Origin of the sequence: Paraliobacillus ryukyuensis (assembly GCF_003315295.1) — a bacterium.
GTDB classification, from domain to species: domain Bacteria; phylum Bacillota; class Bacilli; order Bacillales; family Amphibacillaceae; genus Paraliobacillus; species Paraliobacillus ryukyuensis.
The window spans coordinates 99,551-124,939 of sequence record NZ_QNRI01000003.1 but is presented as its reverse complement, the minus strand read 5'-3'; the positions used below and the strand labels follow the sequence as shown (position 1 = coordinate 124,939).

The 25,389-nt window shown below is 39.5% G+C and carries 22 protein-coding genes and 1 pseudogene; 9 read left to right on the top strand and 14 right to left on the bottom strand.

Annotation, left to right across the window (positions count from 1 at the left end; all coding sequences use genetic code 11):
* Positions 1-30: 30 nt before the first annotated feature.
* The 5 genes from DES48_RS06770 to DES48_RS06750 form a co-directional block, all read right to left on the bottom strand.
* On the bottom strand, positions 31-1,998 hold the full coding sequence (locus DES48_RS06770; RefSeq protein WP_113867956.1) for an NTTRR-F1 domain: 1,968 nt from the start codon (positions 1,996-1,998) through the stop codon (positions 31-33).
* A 124-nt stretch (positions 1,999-2,122) separates the two neighbouring features.
* Positions 2,123-3,430 carry an NTTRR-F1 domain gene (locus DES48_RS15790; protein ID WP_170126180.1) on the bottom strand — a complete coding sequence of 436 codons (1,308 nt, stop codon included), beginning with the start codon at positions 3,428-3,430 and terminating at the stop codon, positions 2,123-2,125.
* 573 nt (positions 3,431-4,003) lie between these two features.
* Entirely contained in the window at positions 4,004-4,702 is a 699-nt protein-coding gene (locus DES48_RS06760; RefSeq protein WP_113867954.1) for an N-acetyltransferase, read from the bottom strand.
* Positions 4,695-5,780 (bottom strand): Gfo/Idh/MocA family protein, encoded by a 1,086-nt coding sequence (locus DES48_RS06755; RefSeq protein WP_113867952.1) that lies wholly within the window; start codon positions 5,778-5,780, stop codon positions 4,695-4,697. Before DES48_RS06755 ends, DES48_RS06760 begins: the two co-directional genes overlap by 8 nt.
* Positions 5,777-6,880 (bottom strand): DegT/DnrJ/EryC1/StrS family aminotransferase, encoded by a 1,104-nt coding sequence (locus DES48_RS06750; RefSeq protein ID WP_113867950.1) that lies wholly within the window; start codon positions 6,878-6,880, stop codon positions 5,777-5,779. Before DES48_RS06750 ends, DES48_RS06755 begins: the two co-directional genes overlap by 4 nt.
* A 194-nt stretch (positions 6,881-7,074) precedes the next feature.
* Here DES48_RS06750 and DES48_RS06745 point away from each other — a divergent pair, with 194 nt between their 5' ends.
* Entirely contained in the window at positions 7,075-8,370 is a 1,296-nt protein-coding gene (locus DES48_RS06745) for a nucleotide sugar dehydrogenase (RefSeq protein WP_113867948.1), read from the top strand.
* A gap of 103 nt (positions 8,371-8,473) precedes the next feature.
* On the opposite strand, the gene DES48_RS06740 is transcribed toward DES48_RS06745, so the two are convergent.
* Positions 8,474-9,373, bottom strand: coding sequence for a hypothetical protein (locus DES48_RS06740; protein WP_113867946.1), 900 nt, complete (start codon positions 9,371-9,373; stop codon positions 8,474-8,476).
* A 210-nt stretch (positions 9,374-9,583) separates the two neighbouring features.
* Here DES48_RS06740 and DES48_RS06735 point away from each other — a divergent pair, with 210 nt between their 5' ends.
* From DES48_RS06735 to DES48_RS06705, 7 genes are all read left to right on the top strand, one after another.
* The gene (locus tag DES48_RS06735; RefSeq protein ID WP_079707859.1) at positions 9,584-10,285 is read left to right on the top strand and encodes a BMQ_0737 family morphogenetic spore coat protein; all 702 of its coding nucleotides are present in this window, start codon (positions 9,584-9,586) and stop codon (positions 10,283-10,285) included.
* Positions 10,286-10,434: 149 nt separating this feature from the next.
* Complete coding sequence (locus DES48_RS06730; RefSeq protein ID WP_113867944.1) at positions 10,435-11,016, top strand: hypothetical protein; 582 nt, start codon at positions 10,435-10,437, stop codon at positions 11,014-11,016.
* Between the two features lie 2 nt (positions 11,017-11,018).
* Positions 11,019-11,276: a hypothetical protein gene (locus tag DES48_RS06725; protein ID WP_079707857.1), complete on the top strand. Its 258-nt coding sequence runs from the start codon at positions 11,019-11,021 to the stop codon at positions 11,274-11,276.
* A gap of 189 nt (positions 11,277-11,465) precedes the next feature.
* Complete coding sequence (locus DES48_RS06720; protein ID WP_245911322.1) at positions 11,466-12,146, top strand: lysozyme family protein; 681 nt, start codon at positions 11,466-11,468, stop codon at positions 12,144-12,146.
* Positions 12,147-12,220: 74 nt separating this feature from the next.
* The gene (locus tag DES48_RS06715; protein WP_113867942.1) at positions 12,221-13,159 is read left to right on the top strand and encodes a nucleoside hydrolase; all 939 of its coding nucleotides are present in this window, start codon (positions 12,221-12,223) and stop codon (positions 13,157-13,159) included.
* A 12-nt stretch (positions 13,160-13,171) separates the two neighbouring features.
* Complete coding sequence (locus tag DES48_RS06710) at positions 13,172-14,119, top strand: nucleoside hydrolase (RefSeq protein WP_113867940.1); 948 nt, start codon at positions 13,172-13,174, stop codon at positions 14,117-14,119.
* A 20-nt stretch (positions 14,120-14,139) separates the two neighbouring features.
* Positions 14,140-14,955, top strand: coding sequence for an AAC(3) family N-acetyltransferase (locus tag DES48_RS06705; protein WP_113867938.1), 816 nt, complete (start codon positions 14,140-14,142; stop codon positions 14,953-14,955).
* A gap of 57 nt (positions 14,956-15,012) precedes the next feature.
* Here DES48_RS06705 and DES48_RS06700 read toward each other — a convergent pair whose 3' ends face one another.
* The 4 genes from DES48_RS06700 to DES48_RS06685 form a co-directional block, all read right to left on the bottom strand.
* Positions 15,013-15,813, bottom strand: a complete 801-nt coding sequence (locus tag DES48_RS06700; protein WP_113867936.1) for an SDR family NAD(P)-dependent oxidoreductase — start codon at positions 15,811-15,813, stop codon at positions 15,013-15,015.
* Between the two features lie 134 nt (positions 15,814-15,947).
* Entirely contained in the window at positions 15,948-17,591 is a 1,644-nt protein-coding gene (locus tag DES48_RS06695) for an FAD-dependent oxidoreductase (RefSeq protein WP_113867933.1), read from the bottom strand.
* A 63-nt stretch (positions 17,592-17,654) separates the two neighbouring features.
* Positions 17,655-18,953 carry an arsenic transporter gene (locus tag DES48_RS06690; RefSeq protein ID WP_113867931.1) on the bottom strand — a complete coding sequence of 433 codons (1,299 nt, stop codon included), beginning with the start codon at positions 18,951-18,953 and terminating at the stop codon, positions 17,655-17,657.
* A 15-nt stretch (positions 18,954-18,968) separates the two neighbouring features.
* Complete coding sequence (locus DES48_RS06685) at positions 18,969-19,313, bottom strand: ArsR/SmtB family transcription factor (protein WP_113867929.1); 345 nt, start codon at positions 19,311-19,313, stop codon at positions 18,969-18,971.
* A 148-nt stretch (positions 19,314-19,461) separates the two neighbouring features.
* Here DES48_RS06685 and DES48_RS16575 point away from each other — a divergent pair.
* Positions 19,462-19,653 (top strand): annotated as a pseudogene (locus tag DES48_RS16575) (transposase); the annotation flags it as partial.
* 447 nt (positions 19,654-20,100) lie between these two features.
* On the opposite strand, the gene adhE reads toward DES48_RS16575, so the two are convergent.
* From adhE to DES48_RS06665, 4 genes are all read right to left on the bottom strand, one after another.
* Complete coding sequence (gene adhE, locus DES48_RS06680; protein WP_113867927.1) at positions 20,101-22,698, bottom strand: bifunctional acetaldehyde-CoA/alcohol dehydrogenase; 2,598 nt, start codon at positions 22,696-22,698, stop codon at positions 20,101-20,103.
* 60 nt (positions 22,699-22,758) lie between these two features.
* Entirely contained in the window at positions 22,759-22,983 is a 225-nt protein-coding gene (locus DES48_RS06675) for a hypothetical protein (protein WP_113867926.1), read from the bottom strand.
* Between the two features lie 429 nt (positions 22,984-23,412).
* A complete protein-coding gene (locus DES48_RS06670) occupies positions 23,413-23,841 on the bottom strand; it encodes a pyridoxamine 5'-phosphate oxidase family protein (RefSeq protein WP_113867924.1) in 429 nt (142 codons plus the stop codon).
* 374 nt (positions 23,842-24,215) lie between these two features.
* The gene (locus tag DES48_RS06665; RefSeq protein WP_113867922.1) at positions 24,216-25,382 is read right to left on the bottom strand and encodes an iron-containing alcohol dehydrogenase; all 1,167 of its coding nucleotides are present in this window, start codon (positions 25,380-25,382) and stop codon (positions 24,216-24,218) included.
* Positions 25,383-25,389 lie beyond the last annotated feature (7 nt).

The following is a 25,389-nucleotide window of genomic DNA, read 5'->3' as shown; positions in this document are numbered from 1 at the left end:
TAAAAAAGAATAGGAGAACGCTCTCCTATTCTAATTGAATGTTATTAAGTTCAGATCTATATTATTTGCAGAAGCAGAAGTAATATTAGATGCGGTGGTTACGATAACCCTTATTGAATAATCGAATGAACCTGTTGCTGGTGCAGTATCCACATAGGTGCTGGAAATGTTAAAACGTTGCGTGCCTGCAGCAGCTAGGGAACGATTAGTAGTTCGTGTGTCCACTAAAGTCGCATCTCGGTATAAACGTGTTTCAAAGATAATATTATTGTTTGCTGTGTTTACACTTTCTAAAGATAAAGCATAATCAATTTTAATGTTGTCATTAATTTCTAAATCGACACCAGAAACTGTTGCTAGCGTTACTTCTGTGTTTAACGGTGGAAAAACAGCAGTAGGTCCAGCGACATCTGTGAAAGTTAATTCAGGTTGAATGCCTGTCGGTCCAATAGGCCCAGTTGGCCCAGTTGCTCCAGCTGGTCCGGTTGGTCCTGTTGCTCCAGTCGGTCCAGTAGCGCCAGTAGGTCCGGTAGCGCCCGTCGGTCCAGTAGCGCCAGTTGGTCCAGTAGCGCCAGTTGGTCCGGTAGCGCCCGTCGGTCCGGTAGCGCCGGTCGGCCCAGTGGCGCCAGTAGGTCCGGTAGCCCCAGTCGGTCCAGTGGCTCCAGTAGGTCCGGTAGCCCCAGTCGGTCCAGTAGCACCGGTCGGTCCAGTGGCGCCTGTCGGTCCAGTGGCCCCCGTCGGTCCGGTAGCGCCAGTAGGTCCAGTGGCTCCCGTCGGTCCGGTAGCGCCGGTCGGTCCAGTAGCCCCAGTAGCCCCAGTCGGTCCAGTGGCCCCCGTCGGTCCAGTAGCGCCGGTCGGTCCGGTGGCCCCAGTTGATCCAGTAGCGCCGGTCGGTCCAGTGGCCCCCGTCGGTCCGGTAGCCCCCGTCGGTCCAGTGGCTCCAGTAGGTCCAGTAGCGCCAATAGGTCCAGTGGTTCCAGTCGGTCCAGTAGCGCCAGTCGGTCCAGTGGCCCCCGTCGGTCCAGTAGCGCCGGTCGGCCCTGTAGCGCCTGTCGGTCCTGTAGCGCCTGTCGGTCCAGTGGCTCCAGTTGGTCCGGTAGCGCCTGTCGGTCCGGTGGCCCCAGTAGGTCCAGTAGGCCCCGTCGGTCCAGTGGCCCCAGTAGGTCCAGCAGCACCGGTCGATCCAGTGGCCCCAGTAGGTCCGGTAGCGCCGGTCGGCCCAGTAGCGCCAGTCGGTCCTGTAGCGCCTGTCGGTCCAGTGGCGCCAGTAGGTCCAGTGGCCCCCGTCGGTCCAGTAGCGCCAGTTGGTCCAGTAGCTCCAGTCGGTCCAGTGGCTCCCGTCGGTCCAGTGGCCCCAGTTGGTCCAGTGGTCCCCGTCGGTCCGGTAGCGCCCGTCGGTCCAGTGGTCCCCGTCGGTCCGGTAGCGCCGGTCGGTCCGGTGGTCCCAGTTGATCCAGTAGCGCCGATCGGTCCAGTGGCGCCAGTAGGTCCGGTGGCCCCCGTCGGCCCTGCACTCCCGCCACCAGTTACATCAAGTAAAGCAACATCATCAATATAAATGAAGGCTACATTTAGGGCGCTGGAAGGTTTACTAATGGTAAGTCTTGCTTGCGTTGTTCCTGTAGGTGCACTAGAGGTGGTTTGGTAAATCTCATTCCAATTGTCATCAATAACAACTGGAAGTGTGTTATAAGCTATGGTAACGTCTAATCCAGTTCCGATTACATTATCTGAAGCATCAAGATATTCCACTAAGAGGTTGATAACAGGACTTGGCTGCAGGTTAAACCTAGCTAGAGATACGATTAATTCAAAACTACTACCAGAAGTGGCGGGAACAACTTGTGAAATAAAAGCAGGGACAACACTATTGGCAAAGCGAGCAGAGTAAAAGCCAGAGTGTGCTTGTTCGCTGCTGACAGTTGTATTTAAGAAATCCCATCCGATTAGATCGCCTGATTCAAAACTATCATTGATGATTAAATTCTCAAAAGACATTTCTTTTATTCTCCTTTTAATCAGACTTTTAATTAACCAGTATAATAATAAAATCAGTGGTTGCAGTTATTTGGAAAATTTCATAAAAACCTAGCTGATTATGAATCAACTAGGTAAAAAAGCTTTAGACTAGATTTTCATCAACTTTAATAATTGATAAAGTAGCACCTGCACCTGTTTGTAAGGTGGCAGCACCTAGTAAACCAAATAGTTCAAGTGAAACCGTATCTCCTGTTGATAGTGGTGTGATAAAATCACTATTAAAACTAGAAATTGATAATACAGGACTCACTCTTGACTCAAGGACCTCAGTACCGTTCACTAATATTCTGGAACCAAGTAGTAAGGCTGTGGTTAAATTCACATTGTAGCTAATATAATAGCGACCATCTTCAGGTGCTGTAAAGATAGTATTTGCACCGTTAACCGTAAAGTCATCTAGTGTTTGCGCACTTGGCAATGGCACCAATGTACCAGCTATAACTACCGCTATATCTGCACCTGTTGTATTAGCAGCAAACATAGACGTTTCTGTTACTGCTGGCCCGGTAGTGCCGATAGGTCCAGTGGCGCCGGTTGGTCCGGTAGCGCCTGTAGGTCCAGCAGCCCCAGTCGGTCCAGTAGCGCCGGTTGGTCCGGTAGCGCCTGTAGGTCCAGTAGCCCCAGTCGGTCCAGTAGCGCCGGTTGGTCCGGTAGCGCCTGTAGGTCCAGTAGCCCCAGTCGGTCCAATAGCGCCGGTTGGTCCAGTAGCCCCAGTCGGTCCAGTAGCGCCGGTTGGTCCGGTAGCGCCTGTAGGTCCAGTAGCCCCAGTCGGTCCAGTAGCGCCTGTAGGTCCAGTGGCGCCAGTTGGTCCAGTAGGCCCGGTCGGTCCGGTAGCGCCCGTAGATCCAGTAGCGCCTGTAGGTCCAGTGGCACCAGTAGGTCCAGTAGCGCCGGTCGGCCCTGCGCCCCCACCACCAGTTACCTCAAGTAAAGCAACATCATCAATATAAATGAAGGCTACATTTAGAGCACTGGATTCCTTGCTAATGGTCAGCCTTGCCTGCGTCGTTCCAGTAGGTGCACTCGATGTGGTTTGATAAATTTCATTCCAATTGTCATCAATAACAACAGGAAGTGTATTATAAGCTATGGTAACGTCTAATCCAGTTCCGATTACATTATCTGAAGCATCAAGATATTCCACTAGGAGATTGATCACAGGGCTTGGTTGTAAGTTGAATCTAGCTAGCGAAACAATTAATTCAAAACTACTATTAGGACTGGCAGGAACAACTTGTGAAATAAAAGCTGGGACTACACTATTGGCAAAGCGAGCAGAGTAGAAACCAGAGTGAGATTGCTCGTTAGTGACATTTGTATTTAGAAAATCCCAGCCTGTTAAATCACCAGTTTCAAAACTACCATTAATGATTAAATCTTCAAATGGCATATATTTTCCTCCTTTCATTGTAGTAGAGTTACTTTCTTCCATTTAGTAGAATAGCAACTCGAGATATTGTATGAATCTTTATAAAAAAAGAACAGGCTATCTTCTTTATAAAGTCGAAAATGTGCGCTAGTGCTCCTCTATTCAACTAAAGTGCTGATCTGATTTTAGTGTGAAACCTATTTTATTAGTCTTTTAAAACGCTATTTATTCATATTATTTTAAAAGGAGGATGGTACAAAGCTAATTTTTAACTACAGTACACGAATGATTGATGAGAGCTTAACCATCACAACTGGAAATACACTCGCGTTCTGCGGGAACGACCTCGGGCACACAGGACGTGACGGTTTTCGTCTAACTTCTAGCCGTTTTACAAAGTGGATCTTCTGCTCGTGGGACTGCGATTACTCGTCCTATCAAAAACATGTGCTGTTCCAGTTAGAGTCTTGTATATTTCCAGTTACTTAGTTATGTTTTCTAACTAAAAAACGAACGATAGATGAAATATATTATCCATTGTTCGTTTATCAGGAATCTTAATTCACTTTTGTTCCAGCCTCCTTTTAAACAGGATTAGTTTTTTGGTAGAATTTTTTCTCCACTACCAATTACTGTGGTATTCTCTGGTACATCGTGTACGACAGTAGTTCCTGCTCCGATGACAGCATTTTCTGCTAAAGTAATACCAGGTAGCAATGTAGCATTATTACCGATTTTTACGTTTGATTTGATAATAGGCCCTTGCAGACTTGCTCCCCCTGAACGCATAATTTTATCGTTGGACGTAGAGCAGTGTGGACCAATGAATACATCATCTTCAATTATCATATAGGCAGTAATATAACTGCCGGTTTGTATAGTTACGTGTTGACCGATAGTTGTTTGCGTTTCAATCATCACATTTCTACCGATCACGCTGTTTGATTGAATTTCTACCTGCTCTCGTATGCTTGTTAAGTCGCCAATAAACACATCTTCAAAGATACTTGTGCCACGGTAGATGACACAATGTTCTCCAATTTTTACATTGTCACTAATAATTAACGGCGTAAGTTCTTCTGCTCCGTATGTTACCATGTTTTTATTTCTAGCAGGACGCTTTCCTAAGGAAGTTAAACTTCCAATTGTTACGTTATTTCCTATGATAGTGTCTTGGTAAATGATCGTATGGTGACCAATACTTACGCCATCTCCAATAATGGCACCTTCCTCAATTATTACGTTTTCTCCTAACTTTACATTCTCTCCTATATGTGCAGAAGGATTAATCATGCCGTTCACTTCCTTTTATAAACATATTCGTCATATCTGTTGTTGCGAATTGTTTCATTGGGATTGCTTGTTCTTTCGATAAAAGACTAGACTGATAAATGCCAAATAAACATTCAAGACTTTTTCTTGCTTCTGTTGGACTAATCATAGATGAAGTAGTATCCTCTTTGACAAGCTGTTTGTAGATAGCTTGATACATATAACTGTGTTCTTCGGTATCAGTCGTTAGTGGAGCTAGTGTTTCAGTAAGATCCGCTCCATCCAAATAAAAACGTTCCAGTTGATTGAAATTAGGTCCGCTAATTGAAACTGTCCCTTTCTCGGCAGTGATACTGATTAGATAACCAATATTGGATGGGTTAGTGACAATATCACTGTAAATGGTTGCAATAGAACCGTTTCGATAATTTAAAATGGCTGTCGCAATATCTTCTGTTTCTTTCCAATCTCTTGTGTTTACTATTTTACCTTGAATGCTAGCTAAATCACCCATAAACCAACAAAGTAAGTCAATAAAATGAAGTCCTTGATTGCACAGCATGCCACCGTCTGTCTGCCAGGTTCCCCGCCAAGTTGCTTCTTCAAAGTAAGGGGAAGATCGATTGATTCGCATCAAACCTACCCCGCTGTATATTTTGCCAAATGCATTGTGCATGATTTTATTTTTAATTTCTTGAAAAATCGGCCGATAACGTAGTTGATGACATACAAAAATTTCCCTTTGTTTCAATGTAGCTAGTTGGATTAAATGATCAACCTCTTTTAAATTTAATGTTAATGGTTTTTCAACAATCACATGTTTTTTAAATTGCAAAGCACTTTGTACCATGCCGTAATGAAGAGAAGAAGGTGTTGTTATTACTACTACATCAAGTTCCTTATTACTTAATAGCGATGAGGTGCTGATGTGTGTGGTAATATTATTTAATTGATAATCTTGCATAACTACATCCATTTGCTCTGGATTCGTATCACATACATCGGTTAGTTGAAATAAATCTTTATTCTTTTGTATCGTAGCAAGATGTTTTTTTGCGATATGCCCACATCCAATTAATCCAATGCGTAGTGGTTTCATTGCGGATGCACTTCTTTAAGCACTTCTATTATTTTTTGTTGATTGTCAGCAGTTAAAAAAGGGTGCATTGGAATAGCGAATATCGTTTCTGTTAGTCCTTCAGCATGTGGGAAATCTCCTTTTTGATAGCCTAGGAATTGATAAGCTTTTTGCTGATGGAGGCAAACGGGATAATAGATTGCAGCAGCAATCTTATTATTTTTAAGGTGTTCTACATAGTGATCGCGATTTGGGCTGTTTAAACAGTAAAGATGATAGATGTGTTTGTTTGTCTCTCGTTCTACAATTGGTGAAAGATCAGGAATTGACTGAAATGCTTGAAGATAGACTTCTGCTAGCTCACGCCTACGGTTATTCCATTGATCAATATGTTTCAGACAAACCAGTAAGATAGCCGCTTGGATTGTATCTAATCGACTGTTATAACCAATTTCTTCGTGGTAATACTTTCGGTCACTGCCATGCACACGTAATCGTCGTAAGTGAGAAGCTTTTCTTTCGTGATTGGTAACGATCATCCCTCCATCACCTAAACTACCTAGATTTTTAGTTGGGAAAAAAGAAAAACATGCAGCATCACCTAAGGCCCCGACCGGTTTTTGGTTGTAAGTCGCTCCAAATGCTTGGCACGCATCTTCAATCACAACTAGACCATGTTGTCTTGCTATTTCCATAATCGCATCCATGTCAGCTGCCTGACCAAACAAATGGACAGGTATAATTGCTTTTGTTTTCGTGGTTAATTTGTTTTCAATTTGTTGTGGGTCGATTAAACCAGTACTTGGATCAACATCAGCAAATACTGGTATGGCTCCAACTCTGCTAATGGCTTCAGCAGTAGCGATAAAGGTGAATGGCGTGGTAATCACTTCATCCCCTACGCCAATGTGAAAAGCTTCTAATGTAAGGGTGAGTGCTTCGGTACCATTAGCTACACTAACGGCTTCTTGAACCTCCAAACGTTCAGCTATTTTTTTCTCAAGCGTACGAACTTGTGGCCCCATGATATAGTTGCCACTTTTTAATACGTACTGGACTTCTTTTTCAATTTCTGGTTGGATAGAACAAAATTGAGCTTGTAAATCTATTAATGAAATCATTATGACTCCTTTCATAAATCTGATGTCTATGTAACTTATGAAAGAAGCATGTCATTGGAACGGCATATTGTCTGGTGGAGATGCGGATAATCTAGTTGTAGTTAATAGCCTTTTTCCAGAGATGTGGAGCACCATTCTTTTCTTCTATTCATATAAAATAATAGATTACATCTAGAAAAGAGAGGATAGGTGCAATGGATAAACAGTTAGATGATATATGTATTGGAATGGTCGGATTAGGTTATGTAGGGCTTCCGGCAGCGATTGCTTTTGCAGCGTTATATGATGTGATAGGTTATGACATAGAAAAACAGAAGGTGGATGCGTTAAGAAAAGGAAGAGAAGGGACTGGCGAGGTAACAGAAGAAGAGCTTGCCAACACAACATGCCGCTTCACTTCTGATCCAAGCGACTTAAATATATGCGATGTGATTATTGTGGCTGTGCCAACACCAATTGATAAAAACAATCGACCAGATTTAAGCTATCTCGAAAAGGCAACGGAAACTGTTGCTAGTCATCTGAAGGATGGTGCTATCGTTGTCTATGAGTCTACGGTTTACCCTGGAGCAACAGAAGAGATTTGTATACCAATTTTAGAAAGGATAACAGGATTTTCTGTAGGAGAAGGTTTCTCCATTGGCTATTCGCCAGAACGAATAAATCCTGGTGATAAAAAAAATACATTTAAAACAATAGGAAAGTTGGTAGCTGGATATGATCAAGTAACCCTTGATACATTAATTGCACTCTATGGCAGTGTATTAGAAGCTCCTGTTTATCCGGTAGCAAGTATCAAAGTTGCAGAAGCAGCAAAAGTTGTCGAAAATACGCAGCGCGATGTAAATATTGCTTACATGAATGAATTAGCGCAACTGTTTGATAAAATGGATATTGATATATTTGAAGTATTAGCAGCAGCGGGAACGAAGTGGAATTTTATCCCGTTTGAACCAGGTTTAGTAGGGGGGCATTGTATTAGTGTCGATCCTTATTATTTAATTGAAAAAGCAAAAAATGTTGGCTTTACACCAGCGTTAATCTCCACTGCTCGTAATCAAAATGCAAAGATGGGCAAGTATATTGTAGATAAAATAACGAATGTTGCAAATGAATTGAACCTAACCAACAGAGAACTGAAAGTAAACGTGTTAGGTGTGACTTTTAAGGAGAATGTTCCTGACTTACGGAATTCGATGGCAATCGATATTGTAAAACTGTTAAAAGAGAAGGGGATTCATGTTCACATGGCAGATCCAGTTGCAAATGAAGAGGAAGTTGAGGAAATGTGTGGAGAGGGAATTAGCGCATATCATGAGCTACCTTCAGCAGATATTGTACTATTACTAGTTCCTCATAACCAGTTTACTAAACAACCAGAAGAATATTATCATGCTATGTTAAAGAGTGAGCAATCCGTTATAATCGATCTCAAAAACAGACTATCGATTGATCAATGGAATAAAAAAGTGAATTATTGGACGTTATAAAAAAACTCTCCCTGTTTCAAGTAGGGAGAGTTTTTCGTTGACGGTAATCAAAAAGTGGAAAGATACAACTATAAAGGATGATAACAATGACTAGTTCGTTTGGTTAATTACTCTTGAAGTAATCTAAAAATCTACGAAAGAAAGATTTTGTTGCTGTTTCATTCTCCTGTTGTTCTGCTTCTTCTTCCGGGTGTTTTGTCATTGTCTGTGTCGTCGGAGTTTCAGGTACTTCTTCCTTATTTATTTCATGTGGCTCAGTCGTTTCAAATTCTTCAGTTGCTTCTTCTTCAGCTTGTTTATTTGATTGCTCAGTTGGATGGGGTTCAACGATAGCATGTAAGCTATTACTTTTTTTAAATTGGTTAGCTTTTATTTTTTTAAATTGCTTTGTTTTAACTGTGAAAAGTGATTGCTCGGTCAAGTTGTTCTCGGATTGTTTATCAGGTAATATATATGCCTGTTGATAATCTTGCAAATCTTTGAAATGAAAGGGTTTTGGTTTCGGGGCTGGAAGACTTTTTGTTTGTGCGTTTGGTTTGTTTAAGAACAGTGGTGTTTTCTTTTCATGTGTTTGTTCTTTTTCTGCATCTATATGGTTTGCTTCGGTCATGTCAAGCACCTCCTTACTCGTATGTTGATATAAGTTAACCCAATGATTATAAAGATAATAAATGGCCATAAAGTGAAAATGGATTTCATCAGTAACTATTTCTTGTAACATATTCAAACCCTGGTCGTTCTCAGTTGGTTGATTTAGCTGTTGTTGCAAGTGCTCTTTTTCCTTTTGTAATACTGCAATTTTTCTTTCTTTCTCTGTTAACTGTTGTGTCAGTAAGGTGTTTTGTTGTTGCAAGTGCATAATGGTGCTGGTAAGTTTCTCTTTCATTTGTTTTAATGCATGGTACTCTTTGGTCAAATCATTCTGCTGATAACTTTTAATTATTTTTTTATAGCGTTTCTGTTGTCGTAATAAGTAGTGTATATCTTTGGAATCATGTGTCATATGTGGTCAGCTCCAACATTCATACTATAATACTTTCATTATATGTGAAGGAGGAAGAGGTGTGCTATTTGCCAGATGACTCAACCTATTGGTTAAAAGCCCTTTTTTCAACGAAATCACTAGAAAATAGACTGTTGTATCAGACAATTACAGGTTATTCACATACTTTGTAATTGAATGAAAAATAATTTATGTAAAGGAGTAGATTAGATGCAGAGTCAATCATTGCAAGGGGCACAAGAGCTTCTCTGCTTCAATGCAGAAAAAGTATATGATTGGGTTATTCTACAAAACACCATTAATCAAAATGTACCTGCTGCAGATATAGGTGTACTACCAATTGACCCAGTTAGTCCAGCGGTAAGTAACTTAACCACTAGATGTTATTTAGTAGATCCACTAACAGGGAACCCACTACCACCAAATGCAGAAATTGAAGTCGTGGAAACTGCAGACAGACAAGATCGTATGTTTGTTATCGATGGTAGCCAAGTTACACTTCAACGTGTGAGCTTTGAAAAAGTCATTAACGTAGTTATTGAGTTCAGTGGATTTGATGGCACCACACCATTTGTAGAGATTTCAGATCCAATTGAAATTACCATTCCTGAGTCTGTTTTTCTTTGTGCACCTGAAGGAACAAGGTTAGTAGTAAGAATCTCTGATGTGGAATGTAGTGCTAGTGTTAATGGTACTGCTGGTGAATTAGTAAGTGTAGATCTTACTTTAGATCTTTGCCAAAGCGTGCAAGCAGTAGCAGATGTTACATTAGAGTTAGTAGCGGACTTCTGTGAACCAAGAGACAACTTAATCACAGAAGATTGCCCAAATCCGATTATTCCACCACAATGTCCAGTTGTTTTTCCAGGAATTACTGGCAACAATGGAACGCCTACAGTAACAAATAACTAAAAAATCAGTGACTATTTCTTTTGAAATAGTCCTTTTTTATTGTATTAAAAATTATCGTCATAGTGCTGCTTTGCGTTTGTGATTTTCCCTCGTACTTTTATTTAATAAATTTTGTTGAAAAGCATAAATTGATATAGAGGAGGGGTTATATGACTAGGTTATCTAAAATTGAAGAGAAGTTAGAGGAGTTGGATTTACAACGTGAGGCATATATTTCAAAAATAAAACGGATTATGGATAATAACAAGCAAAGTGAACAGCCTATACCAGAGCAGTATGAATCGGTAGTTGCCTTTTTTTCTTACAGTTGCAATCTAACGGAACAAGCAGATGAAGATAATGTCATTATTGGAAGTTTAGCAATACATAATTTTACATTTGATCCAATTGAGCAGTTATCGGTCTGTCTTGTTATCGAAACAGATGATAATTATCAGTTTTCTGGAAAATATGTGACGAATAATAAACAACAAAATAACCAAAACATAGCCGCAAATTGGGAAAGAATCACCGATACCGATGAACAAAATATGTATTGGTTTCAATGGGTAGGTAAACAGCCAATTGAACCATTTACTAGTGTGGCTTTTTCCGATTTCACCGTTAGTTGGCCTGTGGAAAGAAGTTTTTTTTGTTCGATTAAAGGTTTCATTTATAGTGAAAATCATACCACGGGGTTAGAGGCAATGAATACGGTAAGCTTGCAAAAAGTGGAAAGGGAGTGGGAGTGATCGTGAAGGAACAACTTTTATGGAATCAAATAAATGAACAAGTTGAACAATTATTAGTAGCGGATGAATCGGATAAAGAGTTAATTGAAGATGCTATTTGTTTACTTTTACTTAAAAAGAAGTGGAGAAAAAGTAGCGAGCAATCCAATCTAACAACTCAGTTTGAATCCCATATTGTCGAAGAAATCAAACAGTTAATGGAAAAAGATAGGAATAGTTTTGAGGGGATTCTATCTGATCTAAATCGGACATTTTATTAAACTAGTAGCTATAGTCAACATGTTAATGGAAACATGTCATGGATTTATTTTTGCATACACTTTTATCAGTAGCGTCATATTGATAGAAGTGTATTTTTTTATTACTTCAGTCAGCTATTTTCGTTTGTTTTTGTCAAAAAAATGCTACAATAAGGACAGGAAACGAAATAGGAGATGGGGTGATATTCAGTGAAAGGAAAACTATGGGGGAAGCGAATGAAGCGTCTGATGAAAGCTAGTATTCTATTAATTGGTGCGATTATAACCATAGGGATGGTACTTTTCTTTGTTGTTATCTTTGCAAATGAAGTAGGCAGAGAAGAAGTAAATCCATATCCATTAACGGAGGATGTTATTTCCTATCAACCTATCGTTGAAAAAGAACTAGCTAAAGAAGCGAAAGAGGAATATACAGCTGTAGTCCTAGCGCTAATGATGCAAGAATCAGCTGGGCGAGGAGATGACCCTATGCAAGCTTCTGAAAGTGCCTGTGGTGAGGTAGGGTGTATCGACAATCCGAATCAATCGATTAAACATGGTGTATCTTATTTCTTAGATACCTTGGAAGCAGCTAATGGTGATCTTGAATTAGCACTCCAATCTTATAACTTTGGTTTAGGGTTTATTGACTATGCAGTAGAAAAAGAAATGGGATATTCACAAGATTTGGCTATTAAATTTTCACAAAAAAAATACGATGAACTAAAAAATACAGGCAACTATAGTTGTTTGCGAGATGAAGCAGAAGAATATGACGCTTGTTATGGGGATATTTATTATGTTGATGCGGTGTATAAGTATCTACCGAGTGCGTTAGAACAGACAGACGAATCGGTTCAGGTAGCTCAAGTATCAGAATCGAATAAATAATTTTTGAAATACTCGAAATCCGTCGAATAAATATAGTACAATATTTTTAATTACATAGAAAAGGGGATGCAACAATGACCAAAAAAGTATATTTTAATCACGACGCAGGAGTAGACGATCTAGTATCGCTATTTTTACTAACACAAATGGAAGATGTAGAATTAACTGGTGTCGGAGTTATCCCAGCAGATGGATATTTAGAACCTGGTGCTGATGCAAGTCGAAAGATCATCGATCGATTCGCCTCTTATCAAGTCGAAGTGGCAAAATCAAACTCACGTGGAGAGAATCCTTTTCCAAGTGCTTGGCGCATGCATACATTCACAGTTGATGCTTTGCCAATTCTAAATGAAAGTGGTGAAATGAACACACTATTAAGTCCGCTCTATGCGCATCGTCATATGATCGAAAAACTACTGGAAACAGAGGGAAAAACAACGTTGCTATTCACTGGACCATTAACGGATTTGGCGAGAGCGTTAGATGAAGCACCAGAAATTGAAGATAAGATAGAAAAGCTCGTTTGGATGGGTGGCACATTTGAAGATGTAGGAAACGTGCAAGAACCAGAACATGACGGTACAGCAGAATGGAATGTGTTCTGGGATCCGTCCGCGGCTCAACGTGTGTGGGCAAGTGACATTACGATTGAAATGGTCGCATTAGAAAGCACACAACAAGTACCACTTACTTTAGATGTGCGTCAAAAATGGGCTTCTTTACGAAAAGATGAAGGTATCGACTTTTTAGGTCAATGTTATGCTGCTGTTCCTCCACTAGTACATGTGGAGACAAACTCAACATATTATCTATGGGATGTATTAACGACTGCTTACATAGGTAAACCGGATCTGGTTAAAACGAAAACAGTTAAAGGAAAAGTTTTAACAGAAGTACCTAGTCAAGGACGTACGATTGAATCGGAAACGGGTCGCGAGGTCAGTGTTGTCTATGATGTTACAGCAGATGCGTTTTTTGATTATATCACAGATTTGGCGCGACAAGTGAAGTAAGGAGGAGGCTACGTGAAACGAGTCATTATTGATACAGATACAGCTGGAGACGATACAATTGCCATCCTAATGGCCCTACATCACTTTCAAGTCGAAGGTGTGATGATTACCGGTGGAAATGTGCAGTTTGCTCAAGAAGTTGAAAACGCATTGTATACGATTGAAGTAGCAGGTAAAGGGGGACAAGTGCCTGTTTTTAAAGGACACGAAACCCCGATCCTTCAGTTAGGAAAGTCCCAACACCGTACCGTGGAAGATGTGCATGGCTCGGATGGTATGGGTGGTGCGAATTTTCCACTAGCCAAGCAACGTCCAGAACAAGAACATGCCGTTGACTTTTTCATTCGAAAAATTCATGAAAATCCAGGTGAAATGTCTGTTCTTGCGATTGCGCCCTTAACTAATATTGCGATGGCGATGAAAAAAGATCCAACCATTGTTCCGAAGATAAAAGAAATCTTCATTATGGGTGGAACAAATAATTACCTCGGTAACATTACACCAGCTGCTGAATATAATTTTTATGTTGATCCAGAAGCGGCAAGAATTGTGTTACATTCCGGTGTACCGATGACAATGGTTGGTTGGGAAATGTGCACGCAGTATTCCGTCATGGATGATGCCGACCATGCGGACATTGAACAGCTTCAGACAAAAGGATCGGATTTTTTCGTTGCGGTTAATACAGTCGTAAAAGCCTTTAATAAAGAAGTCCACCGTTTAAATGGAACCACCCACCCAGATACGTTGTTAATGGCGATTGCCGCCGATGAAGCAATCATGGCCAAATCGAATGATTATTATGTTGATATTGAAACAAAAGGGGAGCTGACACGAGGATATAGTTTAGTCGATATCAATGGTAGGTTAGCACACCCAGCCAATGTTCGTGTTTGTGAACTTGTTGACCGAGAACGATTTAAAGCGGCTTTGATAGACTGTTTAGCAGCAATTAATTAAAAGATGGAGGTAGAGAGAGAATGGACGAGATAGTTAAACGAACAGACGAACCCCGTACGAAACAATCGATTACGAATGACCTAAAAGCTTTAGGCGTAGAAGCGGGTATGCAAGTTATCGTTCATTCCTCTCTTTCTTCGCTTGGCTGGGTGAGTGGTGGACCGATAGCGGTTATTCAAGCATTGATGGAGGTCGTAACCGAGGAAGGTACGATTGTAATGCCTACTCAATCTGCCGACTTATCTGATCCATCAGAATGGGGGAATCCGGCTGTACCAGAAGCATGGTGGGATGCAATCCGCAATACAATGCCTGCTTATGATCCTGCTTACACACCTACTTTTCAAATGGGTAGAATCGTAGAAACTTTTCGCTCCTATCCTGGTGTGAAACGTAGTAGTCACCCGAATTTTTCATTTGCTGCTTGGGGAAAGTATCGTGATACTGTTATTAATGGGCAACCCCTTGCATTGGGCTTAGGTGAGCAATCTCCATTGCAGAAGCTTTATACACTTCCGAATAGTCATATTCTTTTGTTAGGCGTAGGGTTTGATAATTGCACTGCTTTTCACTTAGCAGAATATCGTCTCCCGAATCAAAAATACAAAGAAAGACATGCACCGGTGTTGGAAGACGGAAAGCGGGTTTGGAAAAGCCATCAAGAAATCACGTTTCGAGATGAGCTCTTTCCTTACATTGGGGAGAGTCTAGAAGATACAATGTATATTCCTAAGTCTAAAATTGGGTCAGCAACATTCCGAATAATTCCTTTCAAAAAAGCAGTAGATTTTGCCGAAAATTGGCTAACAAAGCGTGACGCTTATCAAGGTATTTGATAATAAATGCAAAAGGACGGATAACAAACGAGTTATTCGTCCTTATTTTCTTTTTTGTTAGCGCATCACAGCTCCACCAGAAATTTTGACCGATTCACCAACGATGTTCTTTGCTGCATCCGTGAGTAAGAACACAATGGTATTAGCCACTTCTTTTGGTGTAGTGATATGACCTGAAGGTAATCCCTGACGAGAAACTTCATATTGTTCTTCAAAAGATCGATTAGCACGCATACCTTTTTTCCTCATAGCGGTATAGGCCATCTCTGTCTCCACAAAGCCAGGGCAAACCGCATTTACACGTACACCATACTGGATTGCTTCCAACGCAAATGATTGAGTGAAACCAATTAAGGCAAATTTAGATCCGCAATATGCCGTCCCACCAAACGTACCGCGCAAGCCAGATAAAGAAGAAACATTTACAATAGCACCAGTATTCATTTTTTTCATTGCTGGAAACACTTGTTGGGTTAATAAGATTGGAATGGTGTAATTAAGATACATCGTATGCTCTAGTTGTGCTTGTGTTAGATCTTCGACTTTGTCGTCAGCAAATGCACCGGCAGAATTAACTAAATGGGTGATGGGCCCAAACGTTAACTGGGCCTGTTCGATTAGTGCTTGTTGTTCAGTCGGTTCAGCAAGATCTGCTACATAGCTAAATACTTCAGTTTGTGTGTTTTTTTCTTTTAACACTTGTTCTAACTGCTTCAACTTTTCCTCTTGTCTACCGGTTATGGTTACTTTAGCTCCCATTTCCGCAACTGTAATAGCTGTTTGATAACCAATACCACCTGTTGCACCAGTGATTAGCACATGTTTTCCTTGTAATGTTGTTTCGTTAAAAATCGTCATAAGCGACTCCCTCCTTAATTATTCATTCGTTTATTTAATGGAATACTCCTGCTTTTCATATAAGTTCTTCTTCCTTGTGTTAACGAAAAAAGCGTGAAAAGAATAGCTTGTATCTTTTCACGCTTGGTAATTTTTTAATTATGCTTGATGTATGATTGATAATTTTTGTTTCCACCTGAAAGGTTAAAGACTTCTTTAAATCCCATATTGAGTAAAACATTTTGCGCCGCGTTTCCGGTTACACCTTTATTACAATACGTTACTGTCGGTAGATTATGGTCTAACTCAGTTGCTTTTTCACGTAATTGTGCTAATGGAATGTTAATCGCACCAGCTACGTTGGCTACGTCATACTGTTTTGGTGCCCGTGTATCAATAATCTGGAATGCTTCCCCATGATTAATCCGATCGAGTAATTCACCAGGGGTAATTAATTTGTTCTTTTTATCAATGGCATTTTGTAAAGCCATCCCCGTATACATGACGGGGTCTTTTGTTGTACTAAAAGGTGGCGCATAAGCCAGGTCTAAATGGAATAGGTCTTCTGCTTTTGCCTTTAAAGAGATAGCTGTAACAAATACATCCAATCGTTTATCGACTCCCGTTTCCCCAATAATTTGGACGCCCAGAAGATGACTTGTTTTTCGGTCAGCAATGGCTTTAATCACCATTTCTTTCCCGCCCAAATAAGCTGCATTTCCTGGTTTAATATTGTGCAACACTTCAATGTCAAAGCCTTCAGCTATTGCTTCTTGTTCATTTAATCCGGTATAACCTACAGCTAAATCAAACACACGTAAAATACCAGTACCTAAGATGCCACGGTGTTCCAAACTACCACCAGTAATGATATCACCAGCAATCCGTCCCATTTTATTTGCGGTCGAACCTAATGGGCGATAGATTGGTTGATTGGTGATGAATGAAAAGCTTTCCGCAACATCACCAACCGCATAAATGTCGGTTATGTTGGTTTGCATTTTTGTGTTAACTGCGATACCTCCAGTCTTACCTAGTTTGACCCCAGCCGTTTGTGCTAGTTTAGTATTTGGTTTTACCCCGGTTGCTAAGATTACCATATCTGTATCAATGCTTTTTCCACTTTCGAGATCAACGGAGGTTGCTGTGATGTTAGCAGCTGTTTCATGTAAGAGAAGATGAATATTATTTTTCCTAAGATGTTTTTCGACACGAAATGCCATATCTTTATCTAGATGAGACATAATTTGCTTCCCTCGTTGCACAATCGTAACGTCTAAACCTTTATGTGCTAATTGCTCTGCCATCTCTAAACCGATAAAACCTGCACCAATAATCGTTACTTTTTTCGGTTGGTTTGTTGTCATAAACTGATGAATCGCAGCTGTGTTCTGGATGTTACGAACTTGGAAAACATGCTTTTGATCGATTCCTTTAATTGCTGGTGAGATAGGCGTCGCGCCAGTTGCAAATACTAAGGTATCATAGTGATCTTCTTTTGTTTCCTCCGTTTCTAAGTTGTTAACTTGTATTGTTTTCGTATTAGAATCAATCGCTACTACTTCGTGACGGGTATAGATGTCGACGTTATAACGTTTCTTAAACCATGCCGCATCTCTTGGGGTTAGTTGTTCCAGCTCGTCCACTTCGCCCCCTAGAAAGTAGGGGATTCCACAGATGGAATAGGAGATGTCATAATCGGCATTATAAATCGTAATTTCAGCATCTTCATTATTCCTTCTAGCTTTTGCTGCAACTGATGTTCCGGCTGCAACAGAACCAATAATAATGATTTTCATATAAATACCTCCGTACATGGGTGATTAGTAGTAGTATTTTGCTAATTTTTAAAAATAATCGACTTATAAAAAGCGCAATGTGAGATATAAACCGACAAGTGTAAGAAACAAAATTGGTATAGTTAATATAATTCCTGTCTTAAAGTAAGTGCCCCAAGAAAGTTTTATCCCTTTTTGTGATAAAACATGTAACCACAACAGGGTAGCTAGTGATCCGATTGGTGTAATTTTTGGTCCCAGATCTGAGCCAATCACATTTGCATAAATAAGCGCTTCTTTAATAATTCCTGATGTGTTCGTTGCATCAATTGCAATGGCATCAATCATAACGGTAGGCATATTGTTCATGATTGAAGATAAAACTGCTGCGATAAATCCCATTGAAATGGTACCAATAAATAATCCTTGTTCTGCACTTGCTTGAATGACAGTTGCTAATAAATCAGTGAGACCCGCATTTCGTAAACCAAAGACTACGACATACATACCAATAGAGAAAAATACAATTGCCCAAGGTGCGCCTTTTATTACCGATTTTGTATCCACGGCTGTACTTTTTTTCCCCATAATTAAGAAGCAGATAGCGATGATCCCAGCAACAACTGACACGGGAAGCTGAATAAATTCACTAACAAAGTAACCAATTAGCAACAGTGCTAAGACGTACCAAGATAAGCGAAACATTTTATTATCTTTGATGGCTTCTGATGGTTGTTTAAGTTGTGTATAATCATAGCTTCTAGGAATACTTTTTCTAAAATATATGAATAACACAAGGATGGTGGCGCTAAGAGAAAATAGGTTAGGTACAATCATGCGTGAAGCATATTCAACAAAGCTAATAGTAAAATAATCTGCTGATACGATATTCACTAAATTACTGACCACTAATGGTAACGACGTCGTGTCCGCAATAAAACCACTGGCGATAATAAATGGGAAGACCATTTTTTCTTTAAAATTCAAATGACGAACCATAGCGAGAACAATTGGTGTTAAGATTAACGCGGCACCATCGTTTGCAAAAAAAGCAGCAACCACTGCACCTAATACACTTACATAAATGAACATCTTCATGCCATGTCCTTTAGCAGCCCGCGCCATATGTAGCGCTGCCCATTCAAAAAATCCGATCTCATCTAATATTAAAGAAATAAGTATAATAGCGACAAATGCTAATGTAGCATTCCAAACAATTCCTGTAACTTCTATGACATCATGAAAATCAACCACACCCACAAGCAAAGCCAAGATGGCACCGCCGCAAGCGGACCAACCAATGGATAAACCTTTTGGCTGCCAAATAACGAGTACTAGTGTAATCAAAAAAATAAGTAAAGCTAAGATAACTGATGTAGACAATTGCAATACCTCCAATTAGCAACACGTAATGCGTGTTCCGTTTTCTTCCAGATATTTAATTCTGTAATCTTGCTTTGGTACTTGTTTTAATACTTCTTTTAGAAAAGGGAAGAATGCATGCTCTGTATTAATGGAATAGAAAATCCACTGTCCTCGTCGTTGCTCATTTACTAAGCCAACATCTCTGAGCTTGCGTAAGTGTTGACTAATCGAAGGTTGACTTGCTTGAAAAATTTCAACAAATTCACAAACACAACAATTATGTGTTTCTAGTAGTTTCACCATTGTTAGGCGTGTTTTGTCGCCTAACAATTTTAAAACAATAGCTGCACTATCTATTTTTATAGTAGTTGTTTGCATAGAAATGACCTCCTTTTAAATATAGTTATAATTATATAAGCATTCACTTATATAATCAACGTGAATTTTAAAGGTTCTATACTAAATGTGGTGGTATCCCTTGATTTCTCAAAGCTTCCCTCGAAGAAAAAAATACACGCAACCCCTCTTTAATAATGGATATATTGAGGGGGTGAACAACACAATAAAAGTGACCAAATGCATATCTTAGGGCATTAAGCGTTTTGAGCGATTGAAAAAGAAGATACTGGGGCCTCAAGAGATAAGAAGCGTGTACCTTAGCAGAGGAAATATGCGAGACTCCTACGGGAACAGCAAATGTTTTCGATGGGACGAGTAATCGCAGTCCCACGAGCCGAAGTTCCACTTGGCTAAGCGGCTAGAAGTTAGACGAAAACCGTCACGTCCTGTGACAACGTCTAACTGACTCACGTCCTGTGTGCCCGAGGAAAGCGAGTATATTTCCCCTGCGGTTCCGGTACAAGTATGATTAATAATGTAAGTGTAATAAAAGAGATGATGGAGTGAAAATGACACCACCACATTTGACAGAGAACCATTTTAAATAGTGAAACATACTTGAGGGATGGGGGAGGTTTTACATTTTCTCAAGTTAGGAAGAAGGGTAATCGCACACGGTCTATAAAAATTGATAATAAAAAAATCGCGGGATGAAACGCACGAGATTTATAAAAAATAACACTCAATTATTAATATAAACAAAAAAAGATGGCGCTCCCCATCTGATTAGGATGAGGAGCGCCATTCTGCTTAATCAAGTGTTAACTTATCCTTTAAAAGCGTTGCGGTAAACTTCAGCTAACTCTGTTACTAAAGGAAGTTTAGGGTTTGCTGTTGTACATTGATCTTCAAATGCACGATCAGCAAGGTAATCAACTCTAGCTTCAAAGTCTTTTTTGTCTACGCCGTTTTCAGCAATGCTCATAGGGATGTTTAATTCTTTAGCCAAATTGTAGATCGCTTGAACTAAGCTTTCTACACCTTCTTCTGTTGTACTTGCTGGTAATCCCAATACTTTAGCAATTTCTGCATAACGTTTGTCAGCAATAAAGTATTTATATTTAGGGAATGACACAAATTTCGTTGGTTTTTTCGCATTGTAGCGAATAACGTGTGGCATTAGAATAGCATTAGCACGGCCGTGTGCAATATGGAATTCTGCCCCTAATTTGTGTGCAAGACTATGGTTAATACCTAAGAATGCATTCGCAAATGCCATACCTGCAATGGTAGAAGCGTTGTGCATTTTTTCTCTTGCTAATTCATTACTTCCATCATGATAAGCTTGTGGTAAGTATTCAAATACAAGTTGAATTGCTTTGATTGCAAGACCATCTGTATAATCGTTAGCCATGTTAGAAACATAGGCTTCAATTGCGTGTGTTAATACGTCCATACCAGTATCTGCTGTTACCGTTTTTGGTACAGTCATTACGAATTGTGGATCAATAATCGCTACGTCTGGTGTTAATTCATAATCAGCTAATGGGTATTTTACATTGTTTTCTTTATCTGTAATAACAGAGAATGATGTAACCTCAGAACCAGTACCAGATGTTGTAGGAATAGCAACAAATTGTGCACGTTGACCTAATTCAGGATATTTGTATACACGTTTACGAATATCTAAGAATTTTTGTTTTAAGCCATTAAAGTCTGTATCTGGGTGTTCGTGGAATAACCACATTCCTTTGGCTGCATCCATTGCAGATCCACCACCAAGTGCAATAATAACATCTGGTTGAAATGCATCCATCGCAGCTGCACCACGCATAACAGTGTCTTTAGATGGATCAGGTTCTACGTCAGAGAAAATTTCACAGTGAACATAATCAGGACGTCTACGTAAGTTATAAAGTACTTTATCAACATATCCTAATTTCACCATCATAGGATCAGTAACGATAAATGCTTTTGAGATCTTAGGCATTTTTGCAAGATATTGTACTGAATTTTTTTCGAAATAAACTTTTGGTGGAACTTTGAACCATTGCATATTAACATTCCTTTTAGCCATTTTTTTCACGTTGATTAAGTGAACTGCACCTACGTTGGTTGATACAGAGTTGCCACCATAAGAACCGCAACCAAGTGTTAGAGATGGCATGTAGGCATTATAGATATCACCGATTGCACCTTGAGAAGAAGGAGCATTTACGATAACACGACCTGCTTTCATTTTTGCACCAAATGCATCGATTACTTCTTGATTGTTTGAATGAATGACTGCTGAGTGTCCTAATCCACCAAATTCAAGCATTTCTTCCGCACGTTTAATTCCTTCTTCACTACTGTTTACTTTATATGCAGCAAGAACTGGGCTAAGTTTTTCACGAGATAGTGGGTGATTTGGACCGACACCTGTTAATTCAGCTACTAAAATTTTTGTATCTTCTGGTACTTTTACGCCTGCCATTTCAGCTATTTTTACTGGTTTCATACCAACAATTTTAGGGTTAACTGCACAAGTTTCTTCATTAATAACTAGTTTTTCTACTTTTGCTTTTTCAGCAGCACTTAAGAAATATACGTTATTATCAATCATTTCTTGTTTCACTTCATTATAAATTTCTTTATCTACAATAATTGCTTGTTCAGATGCACAAATCATACCATTATCAAATGTTTTTGATAAAATAACATCATTAACAGCGCGTTTTACTTCTACTGTTTTTTCAATATAGCAAGGAACATTACCAGCACCTACACCTAAAGCAGGTTTACCAGAGCTGTATGCGGATTTAACCATTCCAGGACCACCAGTTGCTAAGATAGTTGCTACACCATCATGTTTCATTAAACTTTGTGTTGCTTCAATAGATGGTTTTTCAATAAATTGAATACAATTTTTTGGTGCTCCAGCTTTTACTGCTGCATCATAAACCACTTTCGCAGCTTGTGAGCTACATTTTTGTGCTGATGGGTGGAAAGCAAAGATAATAGGGTTACCAGTTTTTATAGATATAATTGATTTAAACAAAGTAGTTGATGTTGGGTTTGTAACCGGAGTTACCCCAGCAATAACACCAATCGGTTCTGCAATTTCAACCATACCATCTTGTTCGTTTTCACTAATGACGCCAATTGTTTTATCATATTTCACATTATGATAAACATATTCAGTAGCGAAGATGTTTTTAATAATTTTATCTTCATAAACACCTCGACCTGTTTCTTCTACAGCTAGTTTTGCTAGTGGCATGTGTTGATCCAAACCAGCTAAAGCCATTTCTTTTACGATGTTGTCAATTTGCTCTTGATCCAATTTTCTCATTTCACTCAATGCGGTTTGTGCGTTTTTTACCAATGTGTCAATGCGTTCAGCAACGGTACTCTCTTGTTTCTTTTCTACTTTTGTTACCATTTAAAATCCCTCCTAATTTTATGTGAAGTATTGAGCATAATAACTCAAAATAATAACCAACTATTTAACTGGGTTACGGGGTACTTTGACAAAAGCTACATCCTTTATCATCCGGGTATTTGGCTTGATGATGATAACGTATTGTTTTGTCCAGATGTAATTCGGTATATCCTGATTTTCTTCCACATGCATGGCTTCAAAGGTGTCGCCAACTTGTCGTTCAAAATTTTCTTGGGAATATAATTCAGCATCTGTACTAAAATCTTTCCAATGTTTCAAAATCACTTTTTATCACCCCTCCTGTCTTTCTGATTACATCATATCACCTGTTAGCGTTTACAAAATACTAGATTTGTGACGTCTTTGTGAAATTATTCACAAATAAAACGCTTACAAGGGAAACGAAGCAAAAATTGCAATCGCGAATTAGGTCTGTAGCTATTCAATCTATGGGTTTAATTGGTGGATATGTAATATTGCTTTATCAGAAATGCTTCAATCGTATGGAAGTAAATAGACTTAGCGGAAAGGGGGAGGGTAGCATTCGTTTTATAAATTATCATTGTAAAATCAGTTGATAGTATAGCTAATAGATAGGACAGATTATCGTTTATACAGAGAGTTCACTTGGGAAATTGTTTTTCACCAAGTGAACTAAATGTAAAATAGCTTGTCATGAGGAAGTAAAAAATTATTGTTTTTCACCTTGTTGCCTTAATTACTAAAATCTAGACGATGTACGTTTTTATCTTTGGTGTTTCTTATACGAATTTCAACTGGTGTAATTTTCAAAACAATATAGTTAGGATCATCTGGACCAGAGAACCAAGATTTTAGATGATCATTCCATAATTTATGTTTCATTGCTTCTTCATCGTGGATTTCAGCTTTACCTTCAATTTCAAGAAATTCATCCCCAATACCATCAAATGTGTAGCCAATTAAAATGTGGACATTTGGGTTTTCTTCTATATCTTCTACTTTATGGGTTTCCTTGTTTGTTGCAGTGTATAAGGTATATGCTTCATTAAAAAAAGTCATATAGCGGGAATAAGGTTTATTATTTTCAACCGTAGCAAGTGTTCCGATTTGATGATCTTCGAGTATTTTCAGTACCGTTTCTTTCATTTTTTGGTTATCCATTTAGTTATACCTCCTGATTATTTCTACATATAATATAAGAAGAAAATAGAGAATTATACGCAACGAATAAAACCATTTCCTATTTTGTTGACCGAAAAAGGGCGGGACAAAAAAGTAACTGAACAAGAAATATTCGAACATTAAAGTCTGCCGCACACATAACGCTTCGACAAAATACTTCGCTTTCCGTGGGCGCGGCCTCGGACACACAGGACGTGACGGGTTTAGTCTAACTTCTAGCCACTTCGCACAGTGGATCTTCGGCTCGCGCTTTTCCCACAGGCGTCTACGTATGTTGCCTATGCTTTATTTAGAATGTTCGGATGCTAGTTCTTTTGATTTAGTTATGTCCCAGCGTCTTTTTCATGTATTATTTATAAGCTTGCTTGATAAATAGAAACAGCGTCATCTCTTGTTAAAGATTTGAAATTCCCGAATTGAGGTCTTGCAATAACCGTTTTATCGGCCATTTCTTCTACACTGTCTTCATTAATATCATAATCAGCTAGACGAGATGGTGCACCAATGCTGTTCCAGAAATCGCGTAATGCGTGAATACCCTCAAGTGCAACTTCTTTATCTGATTTACCTTCCGCGTCAATATCAAATACACGAACAGCAAGTTGTTTGAAACGTGCAACATCTGTGTCTAATGTATGTTCCATCCAATGAGGGAATAGAATAGCCAATCCGCCGCCATGTGGAATGTCATGGACAGCTGATACCGCATGTTCAAGATTGTGTGTTGCCCAATCTCCAGCATATCCCATGCTAAGCATACCATTAAGAGCCATTGTTCCGCTGTATAGAATAGTAGCACGGTGTTCATAATTTTCTAGATCTTCTAGAAGTTTTGGCGCTGTTTCGATGACAGTGCGTAGTAAGCCTTCGATCATTCGATCTTGTAAGAGTGTATTTTTCTCTGGGTGGAAATAATGCTCAAGCGCATGAGACATCATATCTACCATGCCATAGATGGTCTGATCTCTCGGTACAGAGAATGTATTAACCGGATCTAAAACAGAAAAACGAGGGAAAGTATGTGGACTACCCCAACCATGCTTTTCTTTTGTTTCCCAGTTTGTAATAACAGAACCTGCGTTCATTTCAGAACCAGTTGCCGCAAGTGTCAGGACAGTTCCGAATGGAAGTGCATCCTCAGCTTGCGCCTTCTTCGTTACGATATCCCAAATATCATGCTCTGATTTTGCACCAGCAGCAATTGCTTTCGTACAGTCAATTGTACTACCGCCACCGACCGCTAGAATGAAATCAATGTTTTCAGATTTGCAAATTTCAATTCCTTTGCGTGCTGTCGTTACACGTGGATTAGGTTCAACGCCTGATAATTCAAATACATTAGCGTCAAACGCTTGTAGTTGGTTCATTACTTGGTCGTATAAACCGTTTCGTTTAATACTACCGCCACCATAGACTAACAATATATTTTTACCGTATTGTGGTATTTCCTGTTGTAATTGTTCAATCGTTCCTTTGCCAAAAATTAATTTTGTTGGATTTTGAAATACAAAGTTTTGCATATTTGAT